Consider the following 18,237-nt stretch of genomic DNA (forward strand, 5'->3'; position numbering starts at 1 on the left):
AGGCGTCTCGCTCCTGCTCCATTGCGGCAAAGGCGGGATTATGGCACAGCGGCCACCCTGCCAGCAGCGCACGGGCACCCGGAAGGTTCACGGCCCTCACCCCGACTGCAACAGGTTTCGGCAGGCCTCCGCCCGTATCAACAGCACTCGCGGCGGCGCCGGGTAAGCGCGCCCGGCCTCAATCAGTTGACCGATCAAGGCCTCGTCCCGGCCGGGGCACAACTGGTGAAAATCCCGGCCTTCCTGGAGAGCAGCGCGCCGGAAGCGGCGAAAGGTGGTGCCTTTCGCGCAACCCAGGTGCTCATCCAGCTGGCGCAGGGTGTAGTAGTCGTCGTCCCGGTAACGCACCGGGTCGGACGGCAGGGTAGTCGCGGACGGTCTCATCCCCCGTATACTCCTCGAAACGTGCGATTACTCTCTCCAGCAGGACACAAGGGATAGCATATGGCAGGGCTCGAGGAATACCTTTTGTTTCTGGCCAAGGGGCTCACCGTGGTCTTCCTGGTGGCTGCCGGCGCCGCCGTCATCATGGGTAGCTTGCGCCGGGGTGACCCCGGTGACACCGAAACCGGCCAGCTCCGCGCCCGCCGGCTGAACCGCTACTACCAGCAACTCGACCAGGTGATCCGGGCGGCCAGCGACGGCAAACGCCAGGCCAGGCGCCAGGCCCGCCGGGCGGCCAAGGCCGAGAAGGCGCAAGGCAACGACCCGCTGCCCCGGGTCTTCGTGCTCGATTTCGACGGCGATATGCACGCCAGCCGGGTGCGCGCCCTGCGCGAAGAGGTCACCGCCATTCTCGGCACCGCGCGACCGGATACCGACAGCGTGCTGGTGCGGCTGGACAGTCAGGGGGGCACCGTCCCGGGCTACGGGCTTGCCGCCTCTCAACTGTGCAGGCTGCGAGATACCGGCCTCCAGCTGACCGTCAGCGTCGACCGGGTGGCGGCCAGCGGCGGCTACCTCATGGCCTGCGTGGCCCACAGGATTATCGCGGCGCCCTTCGCCGTGGTGGGCTCCATCGGCGTCATTGGTGCGCTGCCGAACTTCAACCGCCTGCTGCGGCGCCACGACATCGACTACGAGCAGCACACTGCCGGCGAGTGGAAACGCACCCTGAGCGTGTTCGGCGAGAACACCGACGAGGCCCGCGAGAAGTTCCAGCAGGACCTGGAGGCGGTGCACCGGCAGTTCAAGGGCTTCATCCAGCAGTACCGCCCGGAGCTGGACCTGGACCGGGTGGCCACGGGGGAGTACTGGCTGGGCCAGGAGGCCCGACAACTGGGCCTGGTCGATGAACTGGGGACTAGCGATGACTGGCTGATGAGTCGGCGCCGGGACCACCGGCTGATCCACTTGCGCTACCGCCAGCGCGAACGGCTCGCGCAGCGCTGGCTGAAAACCGCAAGGAGCACGGTTGCCACCCTGCTGCGTCGGCTTAAGTGAGGACCAAGTCACTCACTTTGCTCAGTAAAATCCCACTTCCAGCACAACGTTGCAGCGCAGCAAACCGCTGCTATATTGCATGGTACCCGGGCACAGGCCGTGCCCACCGCTCGACTTTTTAAACCCAGAGGTAACAACCATGCAGGACCAGATGATGAACAACATGCAACAGATGATGGGACCGGTGCGCAAGTTCAACGAGCTCATGCTGAACAACACCGAGAAGCTGGTGGAATTCCAAATCGATCGTATGCGGACCTACTCCGGTCTCGGCATCGGTCGCATGCGTGCCGCGCTGGAAGTGACCGACAGCCAAAGCCTGCAGTCCTTCCTCACGGAACAGAACAAATTCGTCAATAACCTGGCCCAGCAGGTCACCGAGGACATGAAGACCCTGAACAGCATCAGCCAGTCCTTCGGCACCGAGATGCAGGCGGTCACCCAGGAGAATGTCTCCAACCTGCAGGAGACCGCAGCCAAGGCGGCCAGCCGCAAGACTGCCTGAACCGCCGCAGGCCACTGACCCGGGCCCCATGCCCATGGGGCCGGTCAGGGCATCGTCAGTCCCGCCTTTCCTGCCCCCGCCTGATCCAAAACTGGAGTTCCTCGCCGACCTCCTCCTGGGCGAGCAGTTCGTGTTCGCTCCGCTCCGTGTACGCCATGAAGTCCACCGTGGCATGTGGATCGGTGGCGCGCACCCAGAGCACTTCGCCGGGTGTCATGGTCACCAGGCGCCGCTTGGTCTTCAGGATCGGCATCGGGCAGTTGAGCCCACGCACGTCTAGCTGCTCATCGTAATCCACGGCCAGGGTTCCAGTCGTCGCGGGTGGACGCTTATTGTTACAATCCACGAGATTGCGTCAAGCGGTGCCGCCGCTGACCAGCGCACACCGCCGACCTGACTACGTTAACAAGCGACAGGGATCAACCGATGACTAAGCTTAACCAACGCCACACCGGGCAGGACCCCCGTTCCTTCACCGACAAGGGCCTGCGCGAAGCCTACACCGAGGAGCAGGTGAAGCAGTGGCGCGAGAAGGCGGACGAGGCGCATGACCGCTGGATGGACGTCATTGACAACCCCTACGGCAAAGACTGATGCCGCAGCATGGAGCCACGAGCATGAATCGCCCTGCACGCATTGCCCTCGCCCTCTCCGTGGCCGCTGCGTTCACCCTGGCCGGCTGCACCACGCTCGACCCTTACACCGACGAGGAGCACACCGCCCGTGCCACCTTGGGCGCGGGCATCGGCGCCGCAGCGGGCGCTGCCGCAGGCGCCCTCACCGGCAGTGACTCCCGTGATCGTCGCCGGCGCGCCCTTATCGGTGCCGGCATCGGGGCCTTGGGCGGCGGCGCGGTGGGGGCGTACATGGACCGCCAGGCCGAGGAGCTGCGCCAGCAGTTGCGTGGCACCGGGGTGAGCGTCACCCGCGATGGCGACAACATCATTCTGAACATGCCCGGCCATGTGACCTTCGGGTTCGACAGCGCCGATCTGCGCTCCGATTTCTTCGAGGTGTTGGACTCGGTGGCCGTCGTGGCCAAGGAGTACGACCAGACGATGATCGAGGTGGCGGGCCATACCGACAGCACCGGCGCGGCCGAGTACAACCAACGCTTGTCGGAGCGCCGCGCCCAGACCGTGGGCCACTACCTGAACAACCGCGGCGTGGAGGAGATGCGCATGGTCGCAGTCGGTTTCGGTGAGGAGCGGCCCATCGCCAGCAACGAGACGGAGGAGGGGCGCCAGCAGAACCGCCGCGTCGAGATCACCTTCCTGCCCATCACCCAGTAAGGGTAAAACCCGACCACTGGCATGCCGGGGCGTACCTGCGCACCCGGCAAAATGCCGTAACCCAAGCCGCCGCGGCGGCGCAGTTGCAACAGGTTCAGCCGTGAGCGACAACAAGATTTACCTGCCCGAGTCCGAGATCCCGACCCACTGGTACAACGTCATCCCGGACATGCCGACCCCGCCGGCGCCCTATCTGGGACCCGACGGCAACCCGATCGGCGCGGGCGCCATGGAGGCGATCTTTCCACCCGCGATCATCGAGCAGGAGACCAGCGATCAGCGCTGGATACCGATCCCGGAGCCGGTACGCGAGGCGCTCGCCCTGTGGCGGCCCGCACCGTTGGTGCGTGCCCGGCGCCTTGAGCAGGCGCTGGACACCCCGGCCCGCATCTACTTCAAGTACGAGGGCGGCAGCCCGGCCGGCTCGCACAAGCCGAACTCCGCGGTCGCCCAAGCCTATTACAACGCCGAGGCGGGTATCAAACGCCTGACCACCGAGACGGGGGCCGGCCAGTGGGGCTCGTCGCTCTCGTTGGCGGGTCAGATGTTCGGGCTCGATGTGCGGATCTATATGGTCTGCATCAGTTACCAGCAAAAGCCCTACCGACGCTCGATGATGGAGACCTGGGGTGGTGAGGTCATACCCAGCCCCTCGCCCTACACCCAGGCCGGCCGCGAGGCGCTGGAGCGGGACCCTGACTCCCGCGGCTCGTTGGGCATGGCCATCTCGGAAGCGGTGGAGGAGGCGGCCTCACGGGGCGATACCAACTACGCCCTGGGCTCCGTGCTGAACCACGTACTGCTCCACCAGACCGTCATCGGGCTGGAGGCCAAAAAGCAGCTGGCCATCGCCGGCGACTACCCCGACGTGGTCTTCGCACCCTGTGGGGGTGGCTCCAACGTGGGCGGCATCATGTTTCCCTTCCTGGCGGACAAGGCGGCGGGCAAGGACATCCGGCTCGTCGCGGTCGAGCCGGCCTCCTGCCCGACACTGACGCGGGGCCACTATGCCTACGATTACGGGGACAGTGTCGGCCTGACCCCGATGATGAAGATGTACACCCTGGGCCACGACTTCATGCCGCCCGGCATCCACGCCGGTGGCCTGCGCTATCATGGCGACTCCGCCCTGGTCTCCCAGCTCTACCACGACCAAGTGCTGGAAGCCCAGTCGGTGCAGCAAATCGCCACCTTCGAGGCGGGCGTGCTCTTCTCTCGCACCCAGGGCATCATCCCCGCTCCGGAGTCGGCCCACGCCATACGCGCGGCCATCGACGAGGCCCTGGCGGCCAAGGAAGAGGGTCGCGAAAAGACCATTCTCTTTACCCTTTCCGGCCACGGCCACTTCGACATGTCCGCCTACGACCGCTACTTCGCCGGAGAACTGGAGGACATGGACTACCCCAGCGAGGCCCTGGCCCGCGCCCGTCAAAGCCTGCCCAAGGTAGAGGGCTGATCGGCCTGCCCCGGTGGCCGTGCGCCTTGCCCCCACTGAGCGGGGCGACGGGCACCGGGCCGGCGTGAGTCAGCCACGGCCCGCTGCCGCTGGACCGACAATCAGTGGCGGCGGGAAGGCGACGGCCCAGTCCGCCCTTCACGATCGGCCTGATCGGCGTTGCTGCGCTGCTCCTCGTCGCAGCGCTCCGGGTCGCCGCCGCAGATCTCGCAGTCGGCCCGTCCGCCCCGGGCACCAATGCCGCCGCAGGAGCCGCGCACCGGCTTATTGGCCAAGATCACGCCGATGGCCATAGCGGCAAACAGCAACGCAAAGAGCACAATGGCCACGATGATGGTGATGAGCAACGCGCTAGCCTCCCCGACCGGGCGCCCTCAGCCGCCGAAGTCGTCGTAAAGGATGTTCTCCGGCTCGACACCCAGTTCATCGAGCATCTGCAACGCGAATTTCAGCATGATGGGTGGCCCGCAGATGTAGTACTCACAGTCCTCGGGCGCCGGGTGGTCTTTCAGGTACTGGTCATAGAGCACCTGGTGGATAAAGCCCGTCAGGCCCTCCCAGTTGTCCTCGGGCAGGGGGTCGGACAGGGCCAGGTACCAGTCGAAGTTGTCATACTCCTCGGCCAGGCGGTCGAACTCCTCCACGTAAAAGGCTTCGCGGTAGGAACGGGCCCCATACCAGAAGGTGATCTTGCGGTCGGTCTTTAGCCGCAACAGCTGGTCAAAGATGTGCGAGCGCATTGGCGCCATGCCCGCCCCACCGCCGATGAAGATCATCTCCGCGTCCGTCTCCTTGGCAAAGAACTCCCCGAAGGGGCCGTACACCGTACATTCATCGCCCGGTTTGAGGCTGAACAGATAGGACGACACAATCCCCGGCGGCACGCTCTGACCGGGCGGCGGCGCGGCGATGCGGACGTTGAACAGCAACTTGCCCCGCTCCTCCGGGTAATTGGCCATGGAATAGGCCCGGATCACGGTATCGTCGCTGCGCACTTCCAGGTCGAACAGCGCCAGGCTCTCCCAATCCTCGCGGAATTCGTCAGGCACCTCAAAGTCACTGAAGCGCACGTGGAAGGGCGGGGCCTCCACCTGCATGAACCCCCCGGCGCGGAAGGCCACGTCCTCGCCTTCGGGAAGCTTCAGCACGAGCTCCTTGATGAAGGTGGCGACGTTCTCATTGGCGGTCACCTCACAGACCCACTTGCGGATGTCAAAGAACTCGGGGGGCACCTCGATCTTCAGGTCTCGCTTGACCGTCACCTGGCAGGACAGGCGGTAGCCCTCTCGGATCTCCTTGCGGGTAAAGTGGTCCATCTCCGTGGGCAGGATATCGCCCCCACCCTCCAGCACCCGACAACGGCACTGGCCGCAGGTACCCCCACCGCCGCAGGCCGAGGAAAGGTAGATGCCGTTAGCCGCCAGGGTGCCCAACAGCTTGCCACCGCTCGAGGTGGCCACCGCCTTGTCCGGGTCGTCGTTAATATCGATCCGGACCTCACCGCGAGGTACGAGTACCGCCCGGGCCACCAGGATGACCGCCACCAAAGAGAGCACGATGGCGGTGAAGGTAACCACGCCTAAGAAGACCTCAAAGACCATGGCACCCCCGGCTAGAGTTGGACCCCCGCGAAGGACATGAAGCCCAGCGACATCAGGCCAACGATCATGAAGGTAATGCCCAGGCCCTGGAGCCCCTCCGGCACGTCACTGTATTTAAGCTTCTCGCGGATGGCCGCCAACAGCACGATGGCCAGCGCCCAGCCCACCCCGGCCCCGAAACCGAAAACCACGCTCTCGTCGAAGCTGTAGTGGCGCTCCACCATGAACAGGCTGGCGCCCAGGATGGCGCAATTGACGGTAATCAGTGGCAGGAAGATGCCGAGGGCGTTGTAGAGCGCTGGCACGTACCGATCCAAGGTCATCTCCAGGATCTGCACGATGGCTGCGATCACCCCGATATAGCAGAGCAGGCCGAGAAAGCGCATGTCCAGCTCTTCCAGCGCAGCAATGCCCGTCCACGCCAGGGCCCCTTCGTCCAGCAGGTTGTGCAGAATCAGGTTATTCACCGGCACGGTGATGGTCAGCACGACCACGACCGCGATCCCCAGCCCCAGGGCGGTTTGCACCTTCTTGGAAATGGCGAGAAACGTGCACATACCGAGAAAGAAGGCGAGCGCCATGTTCTCCACGAACACGGCGCGGATGAACAGGTTGAGGTAGTGCTCAAACATGATGTCACGCCTCGACTGGCCGCGAATTGGCCGCGATGCGGAACTGCGGTTCTTCCACCTGATCAGGCTTCCATGCGCGCAGCGCCCAAATAAAACCACCGATAAGGAAGAACGCCGCCGGCGGCAACAGCATCAATCCATTGGGTTCATACCACCCTCCCTCCGCCACCGGGGTCAGGATTTCCACCCCGGCCAGCGTGCCGGAGCCGAACAACTCCCGCGATGCCCCGACGAACAACAGTACGATCGAGTAGCCCAATGCATTGCCCAGGCCGTCGGCGGCGGCCATACCCGGCGAGTTGTTCATGGCGAAGGCCTCGGCCCGCCCCAGAATGATGCAATTGGTGATGATCAGCCCTACGAAGACCGACAGCTGACGACTGATCTCGTAGGCGTAGGCCTGCAGCACCTGGTCCACCAGGATGACCAGCGAGGTAATGATGGTCATCTGGACAATGATGCGCACATTGGTCGGCACATGGGCTCGGATCAGGCTGACGAAGAAGTTCGAGCAGGTGAGCACGAAGATCACCGCCAGGCACATGGTCACCGTGGTCTGCAGGGTGGTGGTGATCGCCAGTGCCGAGCAGATACCGAGTATCTGAAGCGCAATAGGGTTGTTGCTAAAAATGGGTTGGAACAGAACCTCACTCAATCTCGCCGTGGCCATACTGCCTCCCGGGGCATTCAGCCGCCGTCACGGGTGGGGGGGGCCATCACGCTGGTAACCCTCACGCAGCCGTTCCAGATAGGGGCCGTAGCCCTCCGACCCAGCCCAAAACCGCACCAGCTTGTTCACCCCCTCCGTGGTAATGGTGGCACCGGTCAGCCCATCGACCAGGTGCTCTTCAGCATCAGTATCGTCCGGGACAGCCCCTTTGATGACCCGGATCGCCACCTCACCCTCTTCATCAAAGAGCTCCTTGCCCTCCCAGATCCCCTGCCAGCGCGGATTCTCGATCTCACCGCCCAGCCCAGGGGTTTCGCCATGCTCGAAAAAGCCGATGCCGGCTACCGTGTTGGCGTCCGGCTCCAGGGCGAGAAACCCGTACATGGTGGACCAGAGGCCATAGCCATGAACGGGGAGGATGACGCGCGCAAGCCGGTCATCCTCACCCCAAGCCAGAAAAACCTCCTGCACATAGGCTTGGCGGCGAATGCCGGCCGGGTCGGGGTCGAGCGACCGGCTGCGCTCCGGATCCCGGGCGGCGCGCTGAGGGTCATAGTCTTCGGGCATATCGACATAATCACCGGTATCGACCTCCACGAACCGCCGCTCTATGCGCTCGAAGGCCTCACTCAACGCCATGCCCGGCTGATACATACTTGCAGCCTGCAGAATGTGAACCTGCCGATACTGCAGGCGGTTTTCCCGCTGCGCCTCCTGTAGGCTCACCGAGGCGGTGGAGACCACCACGGCACACACGAGGCAGACCAGGAATGAGACCCGCACCGTGTTGGCAATGGAGTCCCGCCCCGCTGCCATGGTTTCACCCCTCCCGACGCCGCTTGCGACGCCGAATATTGGCCTGCACCACAAAGTGATCGATCAGCGGCGCACAGAGGTTCCCGAAGAGAATAGCCAGCATCACCCCTTCCGGGAACGCCGGATTGACCACGCGGATCAATACTACTAGGACACCAATCAGCAGCCCGAATATCCATTTACCGGTGTTTGTCATGGCAGCCGAGACCGGATCGGTAGCCATGTACACCAGCCCGAACGCGAACCCGCCCACAGTCAGATGCCAGTACCAAGGCATGGCGAACATCGGGTTGGTCTCGCTGCCCACCAGGTTAAAGACCCACGCCATGGCCACCATCCCCAGAAACATGCTGAGCATGATCCGCCAGGAGGCGATCTTGGTAATCAGGAGAATCACCGCACCGAAGGCAATGACCAATGCCGAGGTCTCGCCAATGGAGCCCTGGATCCCACCGAAGGCCGTGTGCATCCAAGTCAGGTCCACCCCCGCCGAGGTGCCCGCCACTCCGGCCAACCCTGCGCCGTAGTCCAGTTCCCCTTCCGCCGCCAGGGCCAACGGGGTGGCGCCACTGAAACCGTCGACAGCAGTCCAGACCCGATCGCCGGTCATCTCCGCAGGGTAGGCGAAGAAGAGAAAGGCGCGACCGACCAGCGCCGGATTCAGGAAATTCTTGCCCGTTCCGCCAAAGATCTCCTTGCCAATCACCACGCCGAAACTGATGCCAAGAAACACCTGCCAAAGGGGAATGGTGGGCGGCAGAATCAGGGTGAAGAGAATGCCAGTGACGAAGAACCCCTCGTTCACCTCGTGACCACGCTTCCAGGCAAACAGCCCCTCCCACAGGAACCCGGCCAGGTAGGTGACGATAAAGATGGGCACATAGTAGACGGCCCCGTGAATCAGGTTGGCCGCCCAGCTGGTGTGCTCGAACCCGGTCAGCACCATGACCAAATCGGTGCGCCAGCCGGGGATGGGATCGTAGCCAAACTCCGTGATCTGCAGGTTCGCCTGATAACCGGCGTTGACCATGCCCACCACCAGTGCAGGCAGGGCTGCGACCCAGACCGTGATCATCACCCGTTTGAGGTCCAGGCCGTCGCGCACATGGGGACTGGCCAAGGTGGTCCGGGAGGGGCTGTAGAGCATGGTGTCGAACATCTCGTAAAAGACGTAGAACCGCTCCAACCGCCCCCCTTGCTCGAAGTGCGGCGCGATATGCTTGTCAATAAAGCTCCGCAGCCCCACCTCAACCCTCCTCTTCCAGGCGCGTGAGGTTATCCCGGAGGATCGGGCCGTACTCATACTTACCGGCGCACACGTAGGTGCACAGCGCCAAGTCCTCCTCCACCAACTCTAGTGCACCCAAGGCCTCGGCAGTCTCAAGATCGCCCACCACCAGCGCGCGCAGCAGCTGAGTAGCCAGGATGTCTAGCGGCATCACCTCCTCGTACTGCCCCAGCGGCACCATGGCGCGCTCACTGCCATGGGTGCTGGTGGTCAAGGACAGGCGCTTCCAGGGCATCAGCCGGGAGAGGTAGATGTTCATGACCGAATGGCGGTTGAACCCGGGTGACAGGTAGCCCAACAGGGCTCGCTCCCGCCCCTCGCGCAACACCGTCACCTGATTGGAGAATCGGCTGAGATAAGCGGTTGGCCCGGCGGCACGGTGACCGTGCAGCGCAGAGCCGGAGATCACGCGGTTTTCGTCGGACACCAACTCGCCGGCGGTGAGCTGTTCAAGGCTTGCGCCCGCCCGCGTGCTGACCAACCGTGGCCGCGCGACCTGCGGCCCGGTGAGGGCCACGACCCGATCGGTGTACAGCCGGCCACTGGTGAACAGTCGCCCGATCGCAATCACATCCTGGTAGCCCACCACCCAGACCATTCGCTGCTGGTCCACAGGGTAAAGAAAGTGGATATGGGTACCGGGATTGCCCGCCGGGTGCGGCCCGGCGAAGGACTCTTCCCGGATTTGCTCACCCGCAAACGAAGGCAGCGACGACTGGGCGGCGCGACAGACCCATACCGGGCCATCGGTCAGCCGGCTCAGTACCGTCAAGCCATCGCGGAACCCCCTTAACTCTGCGCCAATGATCACATCCGGGTCGGGCGCGAGGGGTTGGGTATCCATCGCCGGCACGAAGATCGCGTCGGGCACTGAGTCTGGCACCGGCACCTTGCCGAAGGGCCGGGTACGCAGCGCCGTCCATTCACCAGATGCCAGCAACTGCTCCTGCACTCTCTCACGCCCGAGTCGGGAAAGCGTTCCGGAATGGTGCGCGGAAAAGGGCTCGTCACCCTCACCTCCGGCCAGGTCGATCACCACCGACAACAACACCCGACGATGACCACGGTTGATGGCGCTGACCCGTCCCGCGCCCGGGGCCGTGTACCGGACGCCTTCCAGCTGCCGGTCCTCGAAGAGGACCTGCCCCCGGCGAACCCGGTCGCCCTCCTTCACGCGGAGCGCCGGCTTCAACCCCGGATAGTCGATGCCCAGCACCGCGACCGTGCGCACGTGGCTACCGCGATCCACCTCCTGGCAGGGTACGCCGGCCAGCGGTATATCCAGCCCCCGCCTGACCTTGATCATGGTGATAGCCTAAGCCTTTGTCACGAATGAGAAATTTACCCTGAACAAAGTATGGCTCACCGACGAGGGCTTACCACCAATGGAGAACAGGCGAATCCAACCCCGCTCTGATCGCTCCAGCGGCTCAGTGGCGGGACATTGGAGCAAACTTGATCTATCTTTTCGGGAGATCCCCTTCGGCTGGGAGGTCACCCGATGGAGACTTTGCTGAAGTATGTCCTGGCCGAGAAGGCCGAACGGCTCGGTGACAACCTCCGAACCGTGACCGTGGATACGCCCGTTGCCGAAGCCATCAGCACGATGTGCGAAGCTAATATCGGCTGCGTTTTGGTCACTGAACAGGGGCGACTGGCGGGCATCTTGGCCGAGCGAGACGTCATGTGCCGAATTGGGAACACAGGCAAGAATCCAACCGACCTAAAGGTTGGGGAGGTCATGAACACCAAGGTGCTGGGAGTGTCGCCGTCCATCACCGTTGAGGAGGCGCTGGTCCAGTGCACCGACCGCCGCGTGCGCCACCTGCCGGTAGTCGAAGACAACAAGCTGCTCGGCCTCCTGTCCATCGGCGACTTGGTCCGCTATGTGGTCAAGGACAAGGAGCGGACCATAGCCGACTTGGTCGACTACATGTTTGGCCATCAGATAGAGATCTAACACCCGGCTTGTCGCGCCGTGAACTCCATTGACCCCTCTGCACTTCGTGGCGCCCTCGGCGCCTTTGCCACCGGTGTGGCAGTGACAACTGCCAGGGCCCCGAACGGCCGGCCGGTCGCGATGACGGTGAATAGCTTCACCGGCGTCTCGTTGAATCCGCCCCTGGTGCTCTGGAGCGCTCAACGAGACGTGGGCCCTTTCGATGCCTTCATGGCATCGCCCTATTACGCGGTGCACGTCCTGCACGCAGGTCAACGAGGCGTTGCCGACCACTTCGCGCAGGACATCAAGGATAAATTCACCCGGATCCCTTACCTTCCCGGGATCGGCGAACTGCCTCTCCTCGACGACTTCACAGCACGATTCCAGTGCCGAGTTCGAGATCGGCTGGATGGAGGGGATCACGTCATCCTGATGGGCGAAGTACTAGAGGTGCGCTATCGGCCTGCAGAGCCTCTGATCTTCCATGCCGGGCACTATTTAGACTGAAGGGGCGCCATGGGAGGCGGCATCCTGGGCCCAAGGAAATCGGTCCCAGCCACAGCGCCCTAACAACAGCCCTGAAGACATTCAAACCACCCGGTAAACTCGCCAGTACTGGGAGCCGGATACCACGTACGGCTCCAAGTCCTTACTCCACTGCTTGTGGGCCTCAATGGTGGCTAACTTCTCCCAAGCGTCATGCAGCTCATCGAGCCCTGAAATGGTCACCTCTCCAATTACCGCCGATTCCAAGGCCCCTACCGACCCGGTAAGAATCCTCACCTTGTCCTCGGTCCACCCAATCTGACTCCCGATCTCCTTCATCCACTGTTGAAGCGAGTCGATAACGGTCTGCTTGTGGCCGAAGCGAGCGTCGATGTACCAGCGTGCAATCATCATAATGACGGCCTCCTTACGCGCGGCGGAAGCCTGTGAGGCTAGGGCGGGCGGTGCTGCCCGCCCCTCTGCACCTATAGCCCGGGTCATGATCGCCCTCAATAAGGGCTAACCTGAACAGCCCCTGCGCGCCTGCGACCCCGATCTGGGAGAAAGCTCAGTCAGCGCAAAGAGGCCTTGTGAACCGTTTGCGCATAAAAAAACCCCTGTCCGTGTTTGGACAGGGGTTTTGGTGTAGGAGCCTGGCGATGACCTACTTTCGCACGACAGCGAGGCCGCACTATCATTGGCGCTGAGCAGTTTCACTACCGAGTTCGGGATGGGATCGGGTGGTTCCCGCTCGCTATGTTCGCCAGGCAAAGCGTTGCGTGTCCCGGTGATGGGCCGGTTTCACGCGTTGTCTGGATTGACCGTGCCGAGTCGAGGCATGTCGGTTGAACGGGGTTGGCCTGGCGCCCACCCCAAACCGTTTGGGGTTATATGGCCAAGCCTCACGGGCAATTAGTACCGGTTAGCTTCACGCATTGCTGCGCTTCCACACCCGGCCTATCAACGTGGTGGTCTTCCACGGCCCTTCAGGGGGATCGAGTCCCCAGGGAGGTCTCATCTTGGGAGGGGCTTCCCGCTTAGATGCTTTCAGCGGTTATCCCGTCCGCACATAGCTACCGGGCAGTGCCACTGGCGTGACAACCCGAACACCAGAGGTGCGTCCACTCCGGTCCTCTCGTACTAGGAGCAGCTTCCCTCAAACCTCCGACGCCCACGGCAGATAGGGACCGAACTGTCTCACGACGTTCTAAACCCAGCTCGCGTACCACTTTAAACGGCGAACAGCCGTACCCTTGGGACCTGCTACAGCCCCAGGATGTGATGAGCCGACATCGAGGTGCCAAACTCCTCCGTCGATGTGGACTCTTGGGAGGAATCAGCCTGTTATCCCCGGAGTACCTTTTATCCGTTGAGCGATGGCCCTTCCATACAGAACCACCGGATCACTAAGGCCGGCTTTCGCCCCTGCTCGACGTGTCAGTCTCGCAGTCAGGCACCCTTATGCCTTTATACTCTACGCGCGATTTCCGACCGCGCTGAGGGTACCTTCGCACTCCTCCGTTACTCTTTGGGAGGAGACCGCCCCAGTCAAACTACCCACCACACACTGTCCCTGACCCGGATAACGGGCCGAGGTTAGAACCTCAAGCATGCCAGGGTGGTATCTCAAGGTCGGCTCCACCGGAACTGGCGTCCCGGTTTCAAAGCCTCCCACCTATCCTGCACAAGCAGGCTCAAAGTCCAGTGCGAAGTTGTAGTAAAGGTTCACGGGGTCTTTCCGTCTAGCCGCGGGTACGCTGCATCTTAACAGCGATTTCAATTTCACTGAGTCTCGGGTGGAGACAGTGTGGCCATCGTTACGCCATTCGTGCAGGTCGGAACTTACCCGACAAGGAATTTCGCTACCTTAGGACCGTTATAGTTACGGCCGCCGTTTACCGGGGCTTCGATCAAGAGCTTCGCGCCGAAGCGCTAACCCCATCACTTAACCTTCCGGCACCGGGCAGGCGTCACACCCTATACGTCCGCTTACGCGTTTGCAGAGTGCTGTGTTTTTAGTAAACAGTCGCAGCCACCTGGTCACTGCAACCCCCTTCAGCTCCGGCCGCAAGGGCCTTCACCTACCAGGGGCGTACCTTCTCCCGAAGTTACGGTACCATTTTGCCTAGTTCCTTCACCCGAGTTCTCTCAAGCGCCTTGGGATTCTCACCCTGCCCACCTGTGTCGGTTTGCGGTACGGTCAACTGCTACCTGAAGCTTAGAGGCTTTTCCTGGGAGCCTGGCATCAATCACTTCGGTCCCGTAGGACCTCGGCATCACGTCTCGACATTGAACAGCCGGATTTGCCTGGCCGCTCTGCCTACACGCTTGCACCGGGACAACCAACGCCCGGATGACCTAGCCTTCTCCGTCCCCCCATCGCAGTAACAGTTGGTACGGGAATATTAACCCGTTTCCCATCGACTACACCTTTCGGTCTCGCCTTAGGGGCCGACTCACCCTGCGCCGATTAGCGTTGCGCAGGAAACCTTGGGCTTTCGGCGTGAGGGTTTTTCACCCTCATTATCGTTACTCATGTCAGCATTCGCACTTCCGATACCTCCAGCGGCTCTCGCGAGTCCGCCTTCATCGGCGTACGGAACGCTCCCCTACCACGCAAGACAAGCTTGCGTCCGCAGCTTCGGTACGTGACTTAGCCCCGTTGAATCTTCCGCGCGGGCCGACTAGACCAGTGAGCTATTACGCTTTCTTTAAAGGATGGCTGCTTCTAAGCCAACCTCCTGGCTGTCTCTGCCTTCCCACATCGTTTCCCACTTAGCCACGATTTCGGGACCTTAGCTGGCGGTCTGGGTTGTTTCCCTCTTCACAACGAACGTTATCACCCGCTGTGTGTCTCCCGTGATTGCACTTCCCGGTATTCGGAGTTTGCATCGGTTTGGTAAAGCTCGGAAGCCCCCCTAGCCGAAACAGTGCTCTACCCCCGGGAGTGAGACACGAGGCGCTACCTAAATAGCTTTCGGGGAGAACCAGCTATCTCCGGGCTTGTTTAGCCTTTCACTCCTACCCACAGCTCATCCCCTAACTTTTCAACGTTAGTGGGTTCGGGCCTCCAGCGAGTATTACCTCGCCTTCACCCTGGCCATGGGTAGCTCGCCCGGTTTCGGGTCTACTCCCAGCGACTATGGCGCCGGTTAAGACTCGGTTTCCCTACGGCTTCCCTATACGGTTAACCTTGCCACTGAGAGTAAGTCGCTGACCCATTATACAAAAGGTACGCAGTCACCCTTTCGGGCTCCCACTGCTTGTACGCACACGGTTTCAGGTTCTATTTCACTCCCCTCTCCGGGGTTCTTTTCACCTTTCCCTCACGGTACTGGTTCGCTATCGGTCGGTAGGGAGTATTTAGCCTTGGAGGATGGTCCCCCCATATTCAACCAGGATAACACGTGTCCCGGCCTACTCGATTTCACACTCGGTGCCCTTTCGCGTACAGGGCTATAACCTTCTATGGCCGACCTTCCCAGATCGCTCCGCTAGAACACCGAATGCTTAAGGGCTAATCCCCTTTCGCTCGCCGCTACTCAGGGAATCTCGGTTGATTTCTTTTCCTCCGGGTACTTAGATGTTTCAGTTCCCCGGGTTCGCCTCGTGCACCTATGGATTCAGTGCACGATAACCACCTAAAAGGTGATTGGGTTGCCCCATTCGGAAATCCCCGGATCAAAGCTTGTTTGCCAGCTCCCCGAGGCTTATCGCAGGCTACCACGTCCTTCATCGCCTCCTACCGCCTAGGCATCCACCGTGCGCGCTTAACCGCTTGACCATATAACCCCAACCAGTCTGGGGGCTACACGGCGCTGGCTCCACGAACAACTGACATGCCTCGCACAGCATCCTAGACGACGATGCTGTGCACTCGTTTGACGGTCAATCCAGATTGTTAAAGATCAGTCTCTTCGCCCACTTGAGGCTCAGAGGCCAGCACCCGACAAAACAGATGCTGGCCTATGAACCCACACTCGAGCCGCTCCCACACGCAGGGAATGGTGGAGCCAGTCGGGATCGAACCGACGACCCCCTGCTTGCAAAGCAGGTGCTCTCCCAGCTGAGCTATGGCCCCAGATAATGGTGGGTCTGGGTGGATTTGAACCACCGGCCTCACCCTTATCAGGGGTGCGCTCTGACCAACTGAGCTACAGACCCGCTTGGTCTCGAGACTTATCCCCGGATCAGATGACTTGTGCTGGATGCTCGCACCGCAAGGCCTGCCATGCGTTCTTTAAAGGAGGTGATCCAGCCGCAGGTTCCCCTACGGCTACCTTGTTACGACTTCACCCCAGTCATCGACCACACCGTGGCAGGCGCCCTCCCGAAGGTTAGACTACCTGCTTCTGGTGCAGCCAACTCCCATGGTGTGACGGGCGGTGTGTACAAGGCCCGGGAACGTATTCACCGCAGCATTGCTGATCTGCGATTACTAGCGATTCCGACTTCACGGAGTCGAGTTGCAGACTCCGATCCGGACTACGACCGGCTTTCTGGGATTAGCTCCACCTCGCGGCTTGGCAACCCTCTGTACCGGCCATTGTAGCACGTGTGTAGCCCTGCCCATATGGGCCATGATGACTTGACGTCATCCCCACCTTCCTCCGGTTTGTCACCGGCAGTCTCCCTAGAGTTCCCGACCGAATCGCTGGCAACTAGGGACAAGGGTTGCGCTCGTTGCGGGACTTAACCCAACATCTCACGACACGAGCTGACGACAGCCATGCAGCACCTGTCACTCGGTTCCCGAAGGCACCCAGCCATCTCTGGCTGGTTCCGAGGATGTCAAGGGCAGGTAAGGTTCTTCGCGTTGCATCGAATTAAACCACATGCTCCACCGCTTGTGCGGGCCCCCGTCAATTCCTTTGAGTTTTAACCTTGCGGCCGTACTCCCCAGGCGGAGAACTTAATGCGTTAGCTGCGCCACTAAGCCCATAAATGAGCCCAACGGCTAGTTCTCATCGTTTACGGCGTGGACTACCAGGGTATCTAATCCTGTTTGCTACCCACGCTTTCGCACCTCAGCGTCAGTCTTGGTCCAGGAAGTCGCCTTCGCCACTGGTGTTCCTCCGGATATCTACGCATTTCACCGCTACACCCGGAATTCCACTTCCCTCTACCAGACTCTAGCCCGACAGTATCGGATGCAATTCCCAGGTTGAGCCCGGGGCTTTCACACCCGACTTATCGAACCGCCTACGCGCGCTTTACGCCCAGTAATTCCGATTAACGCTCGCACCCTCCGTATTACCGCGGCTGCTGGCACGGAGTTAGCCGGTGCTTCTTCTGCAGGTAACGTCAAGACTCACGGGTATTAACCGTAAGCTTTTCCTCCCTGCTGAAAGTGCTTTACAACCCGCAGGCCTTCTTCACACACGCGGCATTGCTGGATCAGGCTTTCGCCCATTGTCCAATATTCCCCACTGCTGCCTCCCGTAGGAGTCTGGGCCGTGTCTCAGTCCCAGTGTGGCTGATCATCCTCTCAAACCAGCTACCGATCGTCGCCTTGGTAGGCCTTTACCCCACCAACTAGCTAATCGGACGCGGGCTCATCCTTCGGCGTGACCTTGAATCAGAGGGCCACTTTGCCCCGTAGGGCGTATGCGGTATTAATCCGAGTTTCCCCGGGCTATCCCCCACCGAAGGGCAGATTCCCACGCGTTACTCACCCGTCCGCCGCTCGCCAGCCAGGAGCAAGCTCCTGCTGCTGCCGCTCGACTTGCATGTGTTAGGCATGCCGCCAGCGTTCAATCTGAGCCAGGATCAAACTCTTCAGTTCAATCTTGCAAACCAGCACCCGAAGGCACCGGTTAATACTGACTCGACACGCAAGCATCTCACTTGACGGAAGATACTTGTGCCGATTAGCTCTGCATCGCAGATAACCTCACAGCGCAAGCACCCACACAAATCATCTGATCCAGTTTGTTAAAGAGCGCGAGAGCTTCGCCTCGCCAAGGCCGCATATCTTACCGCGATACGCCAGCCTGTCAACCCTCCGTGTCACCCCGTAGGGCCCGGCCTCAAAGGCCTCGGCAACCCCCTGTCGCCGTGTCAGGAGCGCGCATTCTACAGCTTCGCACCCCCTTGTCAAACCCCT

General features: G+C 61.6%; 17 protein-coding genes, 2 tRNA genes and 3 rRNA genes. 7 read left to right on the forward strand and 15 right to left on the reverse strand.

The genetic code is table 11. The annotated features are described in order from the left end of the window. Positions 1–96: 96 nt before the first annotated feature. Complete coding sequence (locus DFR31_RS06695; RefSeq protein ID WP_121441829.1) at positions 97–384, reverse strand: hypothetical protein; 288 nt, start codon at positions 382–384, stop codon at positions 97–99. A gap of 60 nt (positions 385–444) precedes the next feature. On the opposite strand from DFR31_RS06695, the gene sohB reads away from it, so the two are divergent. Together sohB and DFR31_RS06705 are read left to right on the forward strand one after the other, a co-directional pair. After that, positions 445–1,443, forward strand: a complete 999-nt coding sequence (gene sohB, locus DFR31_RS06700; RefSeq protein ID WP_121441830.1) for a protease SohB — start codon at positions 445–447, stop codon at positions 1,441–1,443. A gap of 139 nt (positions 1,444–1,582) precedes the next feature. After that, positions 1,583–1,948, forward strand: coding sequence for a phasin family protein (locus tag DFR31_RS06705; protein ID WP_121441831.1), 366 nt, complete (start codon positions 1,583–1,585; stop codon positions 1,946–1,948). Positions 1,949–2,003: 55 nt separating this feature from the next. Here the strand turns inward: DFR31_RS06705 and DFR31_RS06710 are convergent, their stop codons facing one another. Continuing rightward, positions 2,004–2,246 (reverse strand): sulfurtransferase TusA family protein, encoded by a 243-nt coding sequence (locus DFR31_RS06710; RefSeq protein ID WP_121441832.1) that lies wholly within the window; start codon positions 2,244–2,246, stop codon positions 2,004–2,006. Between the two features lie 128 nt (positions 2,247–2,374). Here DFR31_RS06710 and DFR31_RS13860 point away from each other — a divergent pair, with 128 nt between their 5' ends. The 3 genes from DFR31_RS13860 (at position 2,375) to DFR31_RS06720 (ending at position 4,696) form a co-directional block, all read left to right on the forward strand. Beyond that, positions 2,375–2,542: a hypothetical protein gene (locus tag DFR31_RS13860; protein WP_170153616.1), complete on the forward strand. Its 168-nt coding sequence runs from the start codon at positions 2,375–2,377 to the stop codon at positions 2,540–2,542. Positions 2,543–2,565: 23 nt separating this feature from the next. Beyond that, positions 2,566–3,240 carry a YiaD family glycine zipper/OmpA-like lipoprotein gene (locus tag DFR31_RS06715; protein WP_121441833.1) on the forward strand — a complete coding sequence of 225 codons (675 nt, stop codon included), beginning with the start codon at positions 2,566–2,568 and terminating at the stop codon, positions 3,238–3,240. Between the two features lie 100 nt (positions 3,241–3,340). Then, the gene (locus DFR31_RS06720; RefSeq protein ID WP_121441834.1) at positions 3,341–4,696 is read left to right on the forward strand and encodes a TrpB-like pyridoxal phosphate-dependent enzyme; all 1,356 of its coding nucleotides are present in this window, start codon (positions 3,341–3,343) and stop codon (positions 4,694–4,696) included. Positions 4,697–4,797: 101 nt separating this feature from the next. On the opposite strand, the gene nqrM is transcribed toward DFR31_RS06720, so the two are convergent. The 7 genes from nqrM to DFR31_RS06755 are packed head-to-tail and all read right to left on the reverse strand — an operon-like array spanning position 4,798 to position 11,009. After that, a complete protein-coding gene (gene nqrM / locus DFR31_RS06725) occupies positions 4,798–5,043 on the reverse strand; it encodes a (Na+)-NQR maturation NqrM (RefSeq protein ID WP_211328239.1) in 246 nt (81 codons plus the stop codon). A gap of 27 nt (positions 5,044–5,070) precedes the next feature. After that, positions 5,071–6,297 (reverse strand): NADH:ubiquinone reductase (Na(+)-transporting) subunit F, encoded by a 1,227-nt coding sequence (gene nqrF, locus DFR31_RS06730; protein ID WP_121441835.1) that lies wholly within the window; start codon positions 6,295–6,297, stop codon positions 5,071–5,073. 11 nt (positions 6,298–6,308) lie between these two features. Then, a complete protein-coding gene (gene nqrE, locus DFR31_RS06735) occupies positions 6,309–6,929 on the reverse strand; it encodes an NADH:ubiquinone reductase (Na(+)-transporting) subunit E (RefSeq protein ID WP_121441836.1) in 621 nt (206 codons plus the stop codon). A gap of 4 nt (positions 6,930–6,933) precedes the next feature. Next, positions 6,934–7,599 (reverse strand): NADH:ubiquinone reductase (Na(+)-transporting) subunit D, encoded by a 666-nt coding sequence (locus DFR31_RS06740; RefSeq protein WP_121441837.1) that lies wholly within the window; start codon positions 7,597–7,599, stop codon positions 6,934–6,936. Positions 7,600–7,626: 27 nt separating this feature from the next. After that, positions 7,627–8,415: a Na(+)-translocating NADH-quinone reductase subunit C gene (locus tag DFR31_RS06745; RefSeq protein WP_121441838.1), complete on the reverse strand. Its 789-nt coding sequence runs from the start codon at positions 8,413–8,415 to the stop codon at positions 7,627–7,629. A gap of 4 nt (positions 8,416–8,419) precedes the next feature. Continuing rightward, complete coding sequence (locus DFR31_RS06750) at positions 8,420–9,661, reverse strand: NADH:ubiquinone reductase (Na(+)-transporting) subunit B (protein ID WP_121441839.1); 1,242 nt, start codon at positions 9,659–9,661, stop codon at positions 8,420–8,422. Position 9,662: 1 nt separating this feature from the next. Beyond that, positions 9,663–11,009 (reverse strand): Na(+)-translocating NADH-quinone reductase subunit A, encoded by a 1,347-nt coding sequence (locus DFR31_RS06755; protein WP_121441840.1) that lies wholly within the window; start codon positions 11,007–11,009, stop codon positions 9,663–9,665. A 195-nt stretch (positions 11,010–11,204) separates the two neighbouring features. Here DFR31_RS06755 and DFR31_RS06760 point away from each other — a divergent pair, with 195 nt between their 5' ends. Next, positions 11,205–11,663 (forward strand): CBS domain-containing protein, encoded by a 459-nt coding sequence (locus DFR31_RS06760; RefSeq protein ID WP_121441841.1) that lies wholly within the window; start codon positions 11,205–11,207, stop codon positions 11,661–11,663. A gap of 18 nt (positions 11,664–11,681) precedes the next feature. Then, complete coding sequence (locus DFR31_RS06765) at positions 11,682–12,152, forward strand: flavin reductase family protein (protein WP_121441842.1); 471 nt, start codon at positions 11,682–11,684, stop codon at positions 12,150–12,152. A gap of 81 nt (positions 12,153–12,233) precedes the next feature. Here the strand turns inward: DFR31_RS06765 and DFR31_RS06770 are convergent, their stop codons facing one another. From DFR31_RS06770 to DFR31_RS06795, 6 genes are all read right to left on the reverse strand, one after another. Beyond that, positions 12,234–12,545 (reverse strand): hypothetical protein, encoded by a 312-nt coding sequence (locus DFR31_RS06770; protein WP_121441843.1) that lies wholly within the window; start codon positions 12,543–12,545, stop codon positions 12,234–12,236. 237 nt (positions 12,546–12,782) lie between these two features. Beyond that, positions 12,783–12,899 (reverse strand): 5S ribosomal RNA (gene rrf / locus DFR31_RS06775). 123 nt (positions 12,900–13,022) lie between these two features. Beyond that, a 23S ribosomal RNA gene (locus DFR31_RS06780) occupies positions 13,023–15,915 on the reverse strand. A gap of 221 nt (positions 15,916–16,136) precedes the next feature. Next, positions 16,137–16,212: transfer RNA gene (locus DFR31_RS06785), tRNA-Ala, on the reverse strand. 6 nt (positions 16,213–16,218) lie between these two features. After that, positions 16,219–16,295: transfer RNA gene (locus DFR31_RS06790), tRNA-Ile, on the reverse strand. Between the two features lie 78 nt (positions 16,296–16,373). Continuing rightward, positions 16,374–17,916, reverse strand: a 16S ribosomal RNA gene (locus DFR31_RS06795). The 16S, 23S and 5S rRNA genes sit together here with 2 tRNA genes alongside, the layout of an rRNA operon. Positions 17,917–18,237: the final 321 nt, after the last annotated feature.

This window comes from Alkalispirillum mobile (genome assembly GCF_003664325.1).
Classification (GTDB): Bacteria; Pseudomonadota; Gammaproteobacteria; order Nitrococcales; family Halorhodospiraceae; genus Alkalilimnicola; species Alkalilimnicola mobilis.

What these genes read in the sequence shown, in the direction of transcription:
- DFR31_RS06695 (WP_121441829.1), bottom strand. Translation starts at nt 384, where the DNA reads ATGAGACCGTCCGCGACTACCCTGCCGTCCGACCCGGTGCGTTACCGG.
- sohB (WP_121441830.1), top strand. Translation starts at nt 445, where the DNA reads ATGGCAGGGCTCGAGGAATACCTTTTGTTTCTGGCCAAGGGGCTCACC.
- DFR31_RS06705 (WP_121441831.1), top strand. Translation starts at nt 1,583, where the DNA reads ATGCAGGACCAGATGATGAACAACATGCAACAGATGATGGGACCGGTG.
- DFR31_RS13860 (WP_170153616.1), top strand. Translation starts at nt 2,375, where the DNA reads ATGACTAAGCTTAACCAACGCCACACCGGGCAGGACCCCCGTTCCTTC.
- DFR31_RS06715 (WP_121441833.1), top strand. Translation starts at nt 2,566, where the DNA reads ATGAATCGCCCTGCACGCATTGCCCTCGCCCTCTCCGTGGCCGCTGCG.
- nqrF (WP_121441835.1), bottom strand. Translation starts at nt 6,297, where the DNA reads ATGGTCTTTGAGGTCTTCTTAGGCGTGGTTACCTTCACCGCCATCGTG.
- nqrE (WP_121441836.1), bottom strand. Translation starts at nt 6,929, where the DNA reads ATGTTTGAGCACTACCTCAACCTGTTCATCCGCGCCGTGTTCGTGGAG.
- DFR31_RS06740 (WP_121441837.1), bottom strand. Translation starts at nt 7,599, where the DNA reads ATGGCCACGGCGAGATTGAGTGAGGTTCTGTTCCAACCCATTTTTAGC.
- DFR31_RS06745 (WP_121441838.1), bottom strand. Translation starts at nt 8,415, where the DNA reads ATGGCAGCGGGGCGGGACTCCATTGCCAACACGGTGCGGGTCTCATTC.
- DFR31_RS06755 (WP_121441840.1), bottom strand. Translation starts at nt 11,009, where the DNA reads ATGATCAAGGTCAGGCGGGGGCTGGATATACCGCTGGCCGGCGTACCC.
- DFR31_RS06760 (WP_121441841.1), top strand. Translation starts at nt 11,205, where the DNA reads ATGGAGACTTTGCTGAAGTATGTCCTGGCCGAGAAGGCCGAACGGCTC.
- DFR31_RS06770 (WP_121441843.1), bottom strand. Translation starts at nt 12,545, where the DNA reads ATGATGATTGCACGCTGGTACATCGACGCTCGCTTCGGCCACAAGCAG.